The sequence below is a fragment of the Chryseobacterium cupriresistens genome (assembly GCF_046614675.1).
GTDB lineage: Bacteria > Bacteroidota > Bacteroidia > Flavobacteriales > Weeksellaceae > Chryseobacterium > Chryseobacterium cupriresistens.
The window spans coordinates 544356-557529 of the sequence record NZ_JBKKJT010000002.1 but is presented as its reverse complement, the minus strand read 5'-3'; the positions used below and the strand labels follow the sequence as shown (position 1 = coordinate 557529).

Below are 13174 nucleotides of genomic sequence, written 5' to 3'. Positions count from 1 at the left end.
ATAAAAAAACTTTTCGCTGAATTTTTCGGCACATTTTGGCTTGTTTTCGGAGGATGTGGAAGCGCTGTTTTCGCAGCTGGTGTTCCAGATATTGGCATCGGACTTTTAGGAGTTGCTTTAGCCTTCGGTCTTACTGTTCTTACCATGGCTTACGCTGTAGGCCATATCTCAGGAGGGCATTTTAATCCGGCAGTTTCTTTTGGACTTTTAGCAGGAGGAAGATTTTCTGCAAAAGACCTTATCCCGTACATTGTGGCACAGTGTCTGGGTGCAATTGTAGCAGCAGGATGCCTGTATACGATTCTTAACGGAGCCGGAGCGGTAGAATTCTCAAAACCCGGAGATTTCGCCACCAACTTCTACGGTGAAGCCGTTTATAACGGAAAAGCTTTCAGTATGGGAGCTGCATTTCTTGCTGAGTTTTTATTAACCGCCTTTTTCCTTATTGTAATCATGGGAGCCACGGATAAGTGGGCTAACGGTAAGTTTGCCGGTCTTGCCATCGGTCTTGCTCTTACGTTGATCCACCTGATCTCAATCCCGATTACAAATACTTCTGTAAACCCTGCGAGATCACTTTCTCAGGCAGTGTTTATGGGAGGAATTGCAATGTCACAGCTTTGGCTGTTCTGGGTTGCCCCTATTTTGGGAGGAGTTGTAGGAGGTTTAATCTACAAGTTCTTACTTCAGAGAGATACTGCTGAAATTGCAGATTAATTTAAAATACTATTCAATGATAAAATCCTGTCAGGCGGCAGGATTTTTTTATTTTCTGATTTTGAATAATTGTTTTGAAATTCTTTGTAAACGCAAAGTTTTTATAAAGATGAATTTTTATTTAATGGAGCAAAGTGGCTGCGACTACGTCGTTGATAAAGTGATAGGTTTTACGATCGCTTAATAAAAATCAATGAAATTGTGATTCCTTCTTTGCTTTCTTAAACTTTCAATATAGAAAATAAGTCTTTGCGTTAGAATAAGAAACCTCCTTAATTTTATTTCAGTTTTTTGATTTCAAAAGGATTTTTAAAAATCAGTTCCTCGTGCTTTCCTTTAATTTCCATTTTACGCTGGAGAAGATTCAAAGCTATCTTCCTGATAAAAAAATCTTTGTCATTCAGTTTCCAGTAGGAATCTTCATGGAGTTTTTTAGGCTGGCGGATCAGATAAAATTCGGTATCCCAGGTATCCGCATTGTGATAGAATTCAATGATTCCGCAATGTTCCGGAATTAAAGCAGCATCTACCATTCCCATCGGGAGCAAAAAACTGAAAGAATTACACATATAATCTCCACAGGAAATTTTATCGTGTTTCAGAAATTTTTCTCCGGTGTCTTTATTCAGGTATGATTTTTTGAAATCATTTTTAAAATCACTTTTTGAAAGTTTAATTTCAATTTCATGACTTCCACCCTCCGAATCTATGATTAATATGTCCGCTTCCCAATCTGCCTGAAAATAATTCGTCAGTACGATTTCTTTTTCAAAATCGCAATGGGAATGGATGTAGGCGTGTATGAGTTCTTCTATTTTGATCATTTTTTATGATACAAAAATTAATAAGTGGAGCGAATTGACAATTAACAATTGCTTTCTTCGGTTTAAATCATCAGCTAACCAGTAAACTACATCCTCTGATATCTGAATGGTCTATTCTTCCTAACACCTGAAATTTATCACCGATTATTTTTCCTAAATCCTGTGTGGCAATAAATGAGCAGGAATGGGTATTGGCAAGATCAATAATATTAATAGCTCCTGTGCGGCCTTCTTTTTGGTACGTTAAGGGATCTTCTGCATTGCGAACCATAATTCTCATCCAGTTGGGACACTCATATTCATTATTTCCAAGGGAGTAAGCCTGTGAAAGTAACTCTGTCATAGAATATTCTGAATAGATTTTCTCCGTTTTAAGGCCTTCCTGCAATATTTTAAGCAATTCATCCTTGGTCATTTCTTCCTTCCGCCCCTTCATACCGCCGGTTTCAATCACTATTAAATTTTCAGGGAAATTCAGGGATTCTTCGCTTTGCTCAGAATGACAGTAATCAAGAAAGTCTAATAAAGCAAAAGAAACTCCGAAAAGAATCACTTTTTTATCCTGCAAGGTGTTCAATAGTTCAAAGAGTTCAGCATGATTATAAAGGAAATATCCGTTTTCCGGCTTGGCAGATTTTTTCATCAGATAATCTACCATATAGATGAGTGATGAATTCTGTCTCTCAAGATAACTTGGAAGCAGCCCCAGAAAAATAAAATCTTCCGGTTTTCCGATGAACTGTTCAAAGCTTTTATAAATACTCTCCTCATAAAGTTCCGGATCTGCGATGAAATGTTTGGAAAGGTTCATCTGGGTGGTTCCTGAACTTTGAAAGAAAAGATCCGTATCCACATTTTTATCCAGAATCTGATGATTTTTAAACATTTCAATAGGAAGAAACGGAATCTTCACCAGACTATCTACCTCATCGGGACTAACCTTCAGAAAATCAACAAATTTCCTGTATATTTCAACATTTTCATATTGATAACGAAATGTTTTCAATGAGGCATTCAGGAAATCCTGTTCAGTCTGTATGTTGAATATATTTTTCAGTTCCATAATTTTTGAGTTTCTTAATCCCCGGCTGCAGGGCAATTATAGAGATAGAATATTTTTTTAATAATTTTTTAATGCATAAAACCTATTTTGGTAGACTTATTGCAATGACTTATCCGGAATATGGATTAAAAACAAGAGTGGGTTTTCCACCCGTTCGAAAGTTACCTCTTTTTAGAGGTAATTTTTTTTGCTTTATTTTTCAAAAGTTTCCAGTTCAAAATCTTTTTCAAAAACCCCGTAAGTGAAATAGGAAATCCAGTCTCCAAGGTTGATATATTTTGCATTCTGTTCCAGATCCAGTACCATAGGCAGATGTCTGTGTCCATAGATAAAATAATCAATCTTCTGGGTTTTCAGCTTTTCTTTGGAATAAATGATGAGAAACTCTTTATCTTCTCCCAGAAAAGCCTTGTCCTCTTCTCCTGAGATCATTTTATTTTTTTGGGAAAGATACAATGCTACTTTCATCGCAATATCGGGATGAAGCCATTTGAAAAACCATTGTGCCACAGGGTTTGTGAATAATTTTTTCATTCTTTTATAGCCTTTATCTCCAGGTCCCAAACCATCTCCATGGGCCAGCAGAAACTGCTTCCCTCCCATTTCAAAATATTGTTTCTGATAGAATACGGTACACCCGATTTCTTCTTCCAGATAATCTTTCATCCAAAGATCATGATTTCCGACAAAGAAATAAATATGAATTCCTCTGTCTTTCAATTCTGCAATTTTCCCGAGCACCCGGACATATCCTTTGGGAATGACATGCTTCCATTCGTGCCAGAAGTCAAAAAGATCACCCATTAAAAACAAAACCTGCGCATCTTCCTTGATCTCATCCATCCAGCGTATAAATCTCTCTTCCCGCACCTTGCTTTCCTTTGGTGTAGGGGCACCAAAATGCTGATCCGAAGCGAAATATACTTTTTTTCCAGGTTCTAAATTAATTGTTGTTTTTAACACCTTCTGAGTTTTGTGAAAAATTATTGATTATCTTCTGCAACCCATTCTCCATAAGAGTTTTCTGTCTCATGAAGTTTAAGATAGGCTAAAGAAATTCCTTCGGGAAGTCTCGATTTGATTTTAGCAGCAATGGCATACAACATGTTTTCACAGGTTGGCTGGAAGCTGCAATAGATTACTTTATGTCCTTTCTGTTCAAGGTCATCTCCCAGTTCTTTGTGTGGAGACAGCGCATTGACAAGAACCGCATGGTCCCATACATCTACGATTTCAGATTTTACGATACTTTTGATATCTCCGAAATCTACCACCATTCCATTTTTAGGATTTTCAATATCATTAATCGGTTTTCCTTTCACTGTTACAAACAGTTTATAGGAGTGCCCATGCATATTTTTACACTTCCCATCGTAGTTGTAAAGCACGTGAGCCGTTTCGAATGTAAAAATTTTTGTAATACGTATCATAGTACAAAGATAGGATAAAACAGCTTAATAGAGAAAAGACTGTTTCTATTACAACGATTTTAAAATATTCTTTTTAGAAAAAACCTGAAAATAATATTGTTGAAATAGAAAGTTTCATGGAGATGTTTGTTTGATGTTTCCCTAGTAAAAACAGCGGTCGTTTTATTCTATTACATTACAGGAAAAATTATTCATTATATTCTGGTTTTAATTGACCGGTTTGAAAGCCTAATTCTCTCAAATAATCAAGTCCGTTTTGTATTTCCATTGAATTGAAACCGGACCATCCTTTTTTTAACCCCATTACAATTAACTGCCTGATGTATTTAGGCTTATTGAGATTTATCTCATCTTCTGAACCTGTGATTTTATTCATCAGTTTCACACCTGATTTTAAAGGCTGCCCCATTACATAATCCTCGACAGTCATAAATTTGATGATTAGAGGGGTTTGCTTTTGTCCGTTTAAAAATACTTTTACAGTCAAAGTATTAGTTTTAGTTTCAGAGTGATATTGATCAGAAACCAAATACAAGTATTCTATAGTATTGACAGTTATTTTTCTTAACTTATTTTTCATTACCTCGTTCTTCTACCCAGATATTTCAGACATTATCTTATCGTTTTTTCAAACTTGTTAATAATGGTATACGCTTTATCTTTTACAACAATATCATAATTTCCTTTATCCAGGATTAAAAAACGACTGTCTTGGGAAGTATTGAGTTCAATGATATCCGCAGGAACACCTTCCTTTTCAAATTCACCTTTTCTGTAAGCTAAAACCAGGGCCGGATAATTTGAAATTTTAGAAGAAGGAATTTTGTAAAACTTCCTGTTTTTACTCAACATCCAATGCGGCCTTCCGTTGATGTATTTAGTAACAGGATGAATGATTTTAATATCAGTATACAACTCCTTGTCTTCTCCATTGTATATTCCCTTATTTTCATCTTTCAAAACAACAGGGATGGTATTATTTATCAATCTTAAAAGCGGTTCATTATACTTCAGGCTACTTTTTTCTGAAAACTGAGTCTGGTCAATCGTAAAAGGATTGATCCCCGTCAGGTCGGAAAGTCGCCCCGCCATTGTTTTCTCCCAGGATTTATGAACCCCTTCATAAGCATGCTGATAGCCACAATAGATCAGATATTTGCCTTCTTTATTTTTCTGCATAAAATCGAAGATATTGTTTGCCTCTCCTATTTCCCTTTGTTTATTATTTCCTTCTGCTTCATATGAGAAAAGCTTGAACCCAATTTTCAAGGCATTGTAAATAAAGTTTCCGAATTCCGGTTCTTTGGAATAATATCCACTGTTAAGAGCAGCAAATTTTGTGGTGTTTACAGAGTCACCCGCTAATGTTTCAAGTCCCAAATATCTGTAACCTTTGTCATATAATCCCTGCAGTAAGGAAGATGCGAAAGTTCGGTGACTGGCATTGTGATGGGCTTCATTAATGATGATAATCTGTTCACTAACGGATCTTTCTAAGATATAATCTTTTGCGTTGACGGGGATTAATTTCGTAAACTTCAAACTATCTGCAGTGCTCAGCTTTTTCACTCTTCCAAAAGTCATATCCCAACTTTCCAATGCAGATTTATATTGTCCGCTTATCGAGTAAAATGTTGCAGCCATCTGGCTTCTCCAGGATTGACTTTGGGTGGAGTCTGCCACCTTTTTTTTAATATCATCTGTAAACCAGTAAGGATTTTCCTGGCCATAGCCCGCCATGCTTAACAAGAGTAAAGTCAGTGAATAAGAGAATTTCATATGTATCTAGTTTTTGATTGATAATTGTCATCCGATAAGCTACAAATTCAGAGCCAACAGTACAAGAGGCCTGGCTCAAATCATTTCTTTATAAGTTATTTGCAAATTTTGATTTATTTACAGTTACTTTATTCTTAAAAGCTTTATAAATATAGTATTGGTTGATATTATTCTGAGTAATCAAAATAGGTTCAGCATTATCCTCAATTACAATTTTAGAATATCCCAGATCTGATGAAAAGGCATTTGAATTCCATGAATAATACAATTCAACGGCTTTAATTTTATCAAAATCTATTTTTCTCTCTTTTTGGCTCTGTTTATCCAATACTATGATTTGCTTTTCTAAAGGATCAATTTTAGCTTCTTCCCTTAAATTTCGCAAATAATATTTTTTTCTGATTATTGCTGTTCCCAAAAAGAGATAAGTAAGAAAAGAAAACAGTAAAACCGGAACAGCAAATGAAAATATCTTTGATAATGAAAGTTCATTCCAGTTCAGAATCATTTTACGTACAATGGCACCAGAAATAAAAACAGTAAAACACAGATAAAAATACCCCAATATCAAATTGCCTACAATTTTATTCTTTTTATACTCAAATTCCATTTTAACAAGTTAAAATTGTTTTACTCTACACCTTGTTCTAATTAAAAAACTTCTCCAGCCAGTCGTTTTCCAGACGTTTTATTTTTTTGGTTTCAGGATCAAACAGAATCCAAAGCGTACTTGAGTCTACCACAAGTTCTTCATTGCAATAGAACTCAACTTTTCTTGGCTGTTTGGCTCCTTCGGGAGTCAGAGGATAAGTTCTTACCGTAATGATATCATCCAGATAAACCTGTTTTTTATATCGGATATGATGATCCAGAAGCATCCAGGCGTCGTTTACATATTCTGTTTGCTGTTTCAGAAGATCCCAGTGCTCTGCTGCCACTTCTTCCACCCAGTGTACATATTGTACATTATTCACATGGTTGTTCTGATCAATATGCTCTTCTGTTACTTTGATCTGTTTTTCGTACATCAAATTCATTCTCCTGAAAGTTTACTCAAATTTATCATTTTAAAATAAAACTTTCTTCATCCAGCCACTCACTTTTGTCCATAAAAAAACGGAATCATCGTTCTGATTCCGTTACAATATTCAGTATATTGAAAATTCTTATTTAGATTTCCCGGCTGGCTTGGCAGTTGTTGCCGTAGCCCCTAATTTGGTTTTCACAGTAGCAGTGATATCTTCGCTTCCGTCTGTGTAAAGAAGGTTATTAGATTCCTGTGATGCTACATCAAATACAAAATTCAGGTTTCTTTCTTTTGCTACAGCATAAATAGCATCTTTCACTTTCTTCTGTAAAGGACTAAACAATTCGTTTTGTTTGGCAGAAATATCTTTAGCAGCCTGTGTTCTGGTTTCCTCTATCTTCTTACCTAAAGCCTGTAATTCTGTTTGTGCTGCAATCAGTTCTTTAGTCACAGCTTCTTTATTGGCTTCGCTTAACGTTTTTTCTTTATCCTGTGCCGCTTTCAATTTAGTCTGATAATCACCGATAAGCTTCTCAATTTCAGTCTGCCTGGTCTTAGTCAGGTTATCAATAGTAGTTCCTATAGTTTTTACTTCAGATAAACTTGCAAAAATGTCCTCTGTATTTACACTTCCAATCTTCTGTTGAGCATGTACAATATTTGCAGTAAGTGTTAATCCTAACGCAATAAAAATTGTCTTAATTAAATTCATTTGTAATAATATTTTTTTTCGCTCCCAAATATAACTCAAATTTCAATTACTTATCATGTAATTATTAATTTGAAATTACATGGTGTAAAAAACAGGTTTAAACAACTTCAGACAAAGAAAAACCTCCTCAAAGAGAAGGTTTAACATCAAAAAATATGGAAAAATGACTAATGGAACTGTGCTGTTTCTGTAGAATCTTTCATTGCTACAGTAGCTGAGGAACCGTTGGTAACAATATTCTGCACTTCATCAAAATATCCTGTTCCTACAAAAGATTGATGCTTCACCGCTCTGAATCCTTTCTGCTGTAGTGCAAATTCACGCTCCTGAAGTTCAGAATATCCTGCCATTCCTCTTTCTTTATAAGCCAGTGCCAGCTCAAACATGGCTGTATTCAAAGCATGGAATCCTGCAAGGGTAATAAACTGGAATTTGTACCCCATTTTAGCCAGCTCTTCTCTGAAAGTAGACATTTCTTCCACACTCAGTTTTGCAGCCCAGTTGAATGAAGGTGAACAGTTATAAGCAAGCATTTTTCCAGGGAATTTTGCATGAATTCCATCTGCAAATCTTCTGGCCTGCTCCAGGTCAGGATTGGAGGTTTCCATCCAGATCAGATCAGCATATGGCGCATAAGACAGTCCTCTATCGATTCCCTGCTCAACTCCGTTTCTTACCACGTAAAAACCTTCAGAAGTTCTTTCTCCGGTTACGAATTTCTTATCTCTGTCATCAATATCAGAAGTCAGTAAATCTGCTGCATCCGCATCCGTTCTTGCAATGATAAGACTTGGAACGCCCAATACATCGGCAGCCAGACGCGCTGCTATCAACTTATTGACCGCTTCCTGAGTAGGCACCAATACTTTCCCGCCCAAGTGGCCACATTTTTTAGCGGAAGAAAGCTGATCTTCAAAATGTACGGTAGCCGCTCCGGCTTCAATCATTTGTTTCATCAGTTCAAAAGCATTCAGATTACCTCCAAAACCTGCTTCTGCATCGGCAATAATAGGCACCAGATATTCTTTATTTCCTGTTCCGCTTACAGACTGCACCTGATCCGCTCTTAGTAAGGCATTATTAATTTTCTTTACCACAGAAGGCACTGAATTGGCCGGATACAATGACTGATCCGGATACATCTCCCCTGACAGGTTAGCATCTGCAGCCACCTGCCATCCTGAAAGATAAATTGCTTCCAGGCCGGCATCCACTTCCTGCACCGCCTGATTACCTGTCAATGCACCCAGTCCCGCCACATAATCCTGGGTATTTAATTTATCCCAGAATTTTTTGGACATTTCTGTCGCAATAGTGTATTCAATGGTATAAGAACCGCGAAGTTTAAGAACTTCTTCTGCCGTATAAGGTCTTTTTACACCGTGCCAACGTGGATTTGTCAGCCAATCTTGCTCAATAGCCTGGATTTGTTCTTGTCTTGTTTTCATAATATTTGGATTTTGTTTGATTAGATTTTTGGGGTTCGGGTTACGAGGTTCGGAGGTACGAGATATAATTCTCAAACTTTCGGACACTTCTACTCTCTCACTCTCCAATTAGATAAAAGGGTATGCTTTAAGGGTTAGAAATTCTTCAAAATTTTCGCAGAAAATCAATTCATTGAAAAGTTCTTTGGCGAGGTTGAATTTTCCGCTTTTGAATCGGGTTTCACCTACATATTTTTCAATATGATCCATTTCTTCTTTTTCCCACTGCAGTACCATGCTTCGGGTTAATGTTCTGTCATCACTCAGAACCGCTTCATTTTTCAGCCATTGCCAGATTTGTGTTCTTGAAATCTCAGCAGTAGCGGCATCTTCCATCAGATTATAAATAGCGGCAGCACCGGTTCCCATCAGCCAGCTTTCAAGATAAAGAATTCCTACATTGATATTTTTACGGACTCCTTTTTCTGTGATTTCTCCTTTGGGAATTTCCAGCAGCTGGCTTTCTGTTATATGGTATTCAAATTTTTTATCGATCTGATTTTGGGAAGGCATAAACTGGTCAAAAACTTGTTTTGCTACAGATACCAATGCCGGATGTGCAACCCACGTTCCATCGTGGCCATTTTTCACTTCCCTTTCTTTATCATTTCTTACTTTTTCAAAAGCAATAGTATTGGCTTCGTCATCATCTTTTACCGGAATTTGAGCGGCCATTCCGCCTATAGCATGTACATTTCTTTTATGGCAGATTTCAATCACCCTCTTTGAATAAGCACTCATAAAAGGAGACGTCATGGTTACCTGATCTCTGTCCGGAACAATAAATTCGGTAAGGTTTCTGAATTTTTTAATGTATGAGAAAATATAATCCCATCTTCCGCAATTCAATCCTGCGCTGTGTTCTTTTAATTCAAATAAAATTTCATCAATCTGAAACGAAGCGGTAATCGTTTCTATTAAAACAGTCGCTTTAATGGTTCCCTCCGGAATTCCGAGATAGTTTTGCGCAAAAACAAAAACTTCATTCCACCAGCGTGCTTCTTTATAATGTTCCAGTTTTGGAAGATAGAAGTAAGGACCGCTGCCATTTTCCAAAAGCTGTTTTGCATTTCTGAAGAAATATATTCCAAAATCAGTCAGTGATCCGGAAGCTTTTTCTCCATTGATTTCAATATGTTTTTCAGGAAGGTGCAGGCCGCGTGGACGAACCTGTAAAACAGCCGTTTTTTCATTAAGTGTGTATGCCTTTCCTTTTTCGTTCACAAAATCAATAGTCCGGTTAATGGCATCAGAAAGATTAATCTGTCCCTGAATACAGTTTTCCCACACCGGCGAGCTGCTGTCTTCAAAGTCGGCCATAAATGTAGAAGCACCGGAATTCAAGGCATTGATAATCATCTTGCGGTCAACAGGACCGGTAATTTCTACTCTTCTATCCAGCATATCGTCAGGAAGCGGAGCACATACCCAATTTCCATTCCGGATGTCTGCTGTTTCTTTCAAGAACTCAGGAAGATTTCCTTTATCAAAATTTTGCTGAGTAATTTTTCTTTCTTCTAAAAGTTCAAGTCTTTTATGATTAAAGTTCTGATGAAGCGAAATCAGAAAATCTGCCAAATCGGGAGTAAATACTTCCTCAAACCGCTTCTGTGCCTTTATTTCTAATTGAGTCTTTGTTTCCATAACCTATTGATTTTGTGATTTGATATTACAAACATAAATAAAAATTTTCACAAATAGCGAACGTTCGCTAAATTTATTTAAAAATTATTATGCGAATAATCGCATCTAATTATTTATATTTGAAGTAATGAATTCAGAAAGCGACTTTATCAAAACAGTTTTCGGGCTAAAACTGAAACAGCAGAGACAAAAGAAAAACTGGTCTCTGCAGGACCTTGCTGTAAAGACAGGATTATCAAAATCTTACCTCAACGAAATTGAGAATGGGAAAAAGTATCCCAAACACGATAAAATTATTCAGCTTTCTGAAGCACTCAGCTGCACTTTCGATGATCTTGTTTCTACCAAGCTAGATAAAAGTCTGGCCCCATTCAACGAAATTCTTCAGTCTGATTTCTTTAAAGAAGTTCCGCTGGAGTTATTCGGAATTAATAAAAACAACCTCATCAGCATTATCAGCGATGCACCGAAAAAAGTAACGGCTTTTATTAATGCCCTGATCGAAATTTCTCAGAATTATAATCTTGGTAAGGAAAGATTTTATTTTGCCGTCTTAAGGTCATTTCAGGAATTATATGATAACTATTTTCCTGAAATTGAAGAAAAGGTTGATCTGTTTACCCGGGAAAATCAGTTACAACCCGGAAAAGATCTAAAGTCTGACATACTGGAGGCAATTCTTGCAGAAAAATTCAGTTACACCATTCAGTCTGAAGATTTTGAAAAATATGGGACTCTGGATAATCTTCGTTCTCTTTTCATTCCTGAAAAAAAACTATTGCTGCTAAATCAAAAACTGGAAAAGGATCAGAAAACATTCATTCTGGCTAAAGAAATCGGCTTCAATGTACTGGAATTAAAAAACCGTCCCAATACCTATTCGTGGCTTGATTTCGGAAGTTTTGAAGAAATTCTGAATAACTTTTACGCGTCTTATTTCGCAGGAGCATTGCTCATTTCAAAAGAACCTGTCATTGAAAAGACCGCAGAATTTTTCCAGCAAAATACATGGGAACCTAAAAGTTTTGAGAGCCTTATCAGCAGTTTTACCCACTCGCCTGAAACATTTTATTACCGGCTGACCAACATCCTCTCGGCAGAAATGGGAATCAAAGATCTTTTTTATTTATGTCTGGTAAAAAAGAAAAATTCGGATAAAATACAGATTTTAAAGGAGCTTCACCTTAATCATCAGCAGGCTCCTCATGCCAATGCAATGAACGAGCATTACTGCAGAAGATGGATTGCGGTAAAAAATCTTGGTGATTTAAAAGAAAATGAAACCCTGACGGATGCTCAGGTTTCTCATTATAAAGATCAGGGAATAAGTTATCTGGTAATTTCTACTTCACAAAAAAATCCTTTCTCAGATGGAAGCAACAGAAGTTATTGTTTGGGGATTTTACTGAATTCCCAAACAATTAAAAAAATAGGTTTTATCAAGTCTCCTTCCTTAAAAACCATTAATGTAGGCGTTACGTGTGAATCCTGCAGTATTCCTGACTGTGAAGTAAGACAAGCACCACCGGTAAGACTGGAAAAGGAACATTTTAATATGAGTATGAAGAATGCTGTTGAGAAGATCAGGAAGACGTTTGATGATATTTAAAAAGTGAATGGTGAATTGTCAATACGCTTCGCTTGTGAATTTTTATGTGAGGTTCGGGATGCGGGATTCGGGTTTGTGAATAATCGAATTCGCGAACAATAATAATTCACTATTGACATTGCGAAGCAAAAATTGACAATTATTTTCATATCTTAGTAAAAACACACTATGATATTAGATATATTGTTTCCTAACCGCTGCATCCACTGCAGCAGAATCATTGATCCTGAACTTTTGGTTTGTGATCTTTGTTTCAGTCAGATTCACTTTACCCATTACAATTATTTTGAAAATAATCCGATTAAGGAAAAATGCAGTTTATTTTTTCCGGTTGAAAACGCATTCGCTTTAATACAGTTTGAAAAGGAAGGTTTAAGCCGTCAGATTATTCACGATCTGAAATATAGAAGCAGGGAAAAAGCAGGAAAAATCCTAGCTGATTGGACAGCAGAACGACTTGATTTCAAAGATAATTTCCCTGACCTTTTAGTAAGTGTACCACTTCATCCAAAGAAACTGAAGAAAAGGGGATATAACCAGCTGCATTTATTTACTGAAACTTTATCTTCGTTTTATAACATTCCTTTTGATCATAATTTAATTAAACGAAATCATTATTCTAAAGCACAGGCCTTAAAAGACAAGAAACACAGACTGGAAACTGTCAATACATTCTCCACAATCAAGCCTGTTACCGGAAAACATATTCTTTTGATTGATGATGTTTTCACGACAGGAAATACGGTTTCATCAGTGGCGTGGGAGATTTTAAATGCAGGAGATAATAAAGTAAGTGTTTTAGTGATGGCTGAGGATGTTTGATATGGGAACGGATGCGAGTTTCGGGGTGCGGGTTTCGGGATTCGGGATTCGGGATTCGGG

At 36.5% G+C, this 13174-nt stretch carries 14 protein-coding genes; 3 read left to right on the top strand and 11 right to left on the bottom strand.

The features are described from left to right. A complete protein-coding gene (aqpZ, locus tag ACLI50_RS07680) occupies window positions 1-717 on the top strand; it encodes an aquaporin Z (protein ID WP_110008304.1) in 717 nt (238 codons plus the stop codon). Between the two features lie 278 nt (window positions 718-995). Here the strand turns inward: aqpZ and ACLI50_RS07675 are convergent, their stop codons facing one another. The 11 genes from ACLI50_RS07675 to aceB form a co-directional block, all read right to left on the bottom strand. Then, window positions 996-1541 (bottom strand): hypothetical protein, encoded by a 546-nt coding sequence (locus ACLI50_RS07675; RefSeq protein ID WP_411413512.1) that lies wholly within the window; start codon window positions 1539-1541, stop codon window positions 996-998. Window positions 1542-1611: 70 nt separating this feature from the next. Continuing rightward, window positions 1612-2604, bottom strand: a complete 993-nt coding sequence (locus ACLI50_RS07670) for a LuxE/PaaK family acyltransferase (RefSeq protein ID WP_411413511.1) — start codon at window positions 2602-2604, stop codon at window positions 1612-1614. 192 nt (window positions 2605-2796) lie between these two features. Beyond that, entirely contained in the window at window positions 2797-3567 is a 771-nt protein-coding gene (locus tag ACLI50_RS07665) for a UDP-2,3-diacylglucosamine diphosphatase (RefSeq protein ID WP_202841163.1), read from the bottom strand. Between the two features lie 20 nt (window positions 3568-3587). Beyond that, the gene (locus tag ACLI50_RS07660) at window positions 3588-4034 is read right to left on the bottom strand and encodes a 6-pyruvoyl trahydropterin synthase family protein (protein WP_202841165.1); all 447 of its coding nucleotides are present in this window, start codon (window positions 4032-4034) and stop codon (window positions 3588-3590) included. 187 nt (window positions 4035-4221) lie between these two features. Continuing rightward, window positions 4222-4614 (bottom strand): hypothetical protein, encoded by a 393-nt coding sequence (locus ACLI50_RS07655; protein ID WP_202841167.1) that lies wholly within the window; start codon window positions 4612-4614, stop codon window positions 4222-4224. 32 nt (window positions 4615-4646) lie between these two features. After that, window positions 4647-5813 carry a hypothetical protein gene (locus ACLI50_RS07650; RefSeq protein WP_202841169.1) on the bottom strand — a complete coding sequence of 389 codons (1167 nt, stop codon included), beginning with the start codon at window positions 5811-5813 and terminating at the stop codon, window positions 4647-4649. An 88-nt stretch (window positions 5814-5901) separates the two neighbouring features. Then, complete coding sequence (locus ACLI50_RS07645; protein WP_202841171.1) at window positions 5902-6231, bottom strand: hypothetical protein; 330 nt, start codon at window positions 6229-6231, stop codon at window positions 5902-5904. Window positions 6232-6460: 229 nt separating this feature from the next. Beyond that, window positions 6461-6850, bottom strand: coding sequence for an acyl-CoA thioesterase (locus ACLI50_RS07640; RefSeq protein WP_202841172.1), 390 nt, complete (start codon window positions 6848-6850; stop codon window positions 6461-6463). 129 nt (window positions 6851-6979) lie between these two features. Beyond that, window positions 6980-7552 carry an OmpH/Skp family outer membrane protein gene (locus ACLI50_RS07635; protein WP_202841173.1) on the bottom strand — a complete coding sequence of 191 codons (573 nt, stop codon included), beginning with the start codon at window positions 7550-7552 and terminating at the stop codon, window positions 6980-6982. A gap of 167 nt (window positions 7553-7719) precedes the next feature. Then, the gene (aceA, locus tag ACLI50_RS07630; RefSeq protein ID WP_411413510.1) at window positions 7720-9000 is read right to left on the bottom strand and encodes an isocitrate lyase; all 1281 of its coding nucleotides are present in this window, start codon (window positions 8998-9000) and stop codon (window positions 7720-7722) included. Between the two features lie 108 nt (window positions 9001-9108). Beyond that, window positions 9109-10683, bottom strand: coding sequence for a malate synthase A (gene aceB, locus ACLI50_RS07625; protein WP_411413509.1), 1575 nt, complete (start codon window positions 10681-10683; stop codon window positions 9109-9111). A gap of 127 nt (window positions 10684-10810) precedes the next feature. On the opposite strand from aceB, the gene ACLI50_RS07620 reads away from it, so the two are divergent. Together ACLI50_RS07620 and ACLI50_RS07615 are read left to right on the top strand one after the other, a co-directional pair. Further along, window positions 10811-12292 (top strand): helix-turn-helix domain-containing protein, encoded by a 1482-nt coding sequence (locus ACLI50_RS07620; RefSeq protein ID WP_411413508.1) that lies wholly within the window; start codon window positions 10811-10813, stop codon window positions 12290-12292. Window positions 12293-12460: 168 nt separating this feature from the next. Next, the gene (locus ACLI50_RS07615; protein ID WP_411413507.1) at window positions 12461-13114 is read left to right on the top strand and encodes a ComF family protein; all 654 of its coding nucleotides are present in this window, start codon (window positions 12461-12463) and stop codon (window positions 13112-13114) included. Window positions 13115-13174: the final 60 nt, after the last annotated feature.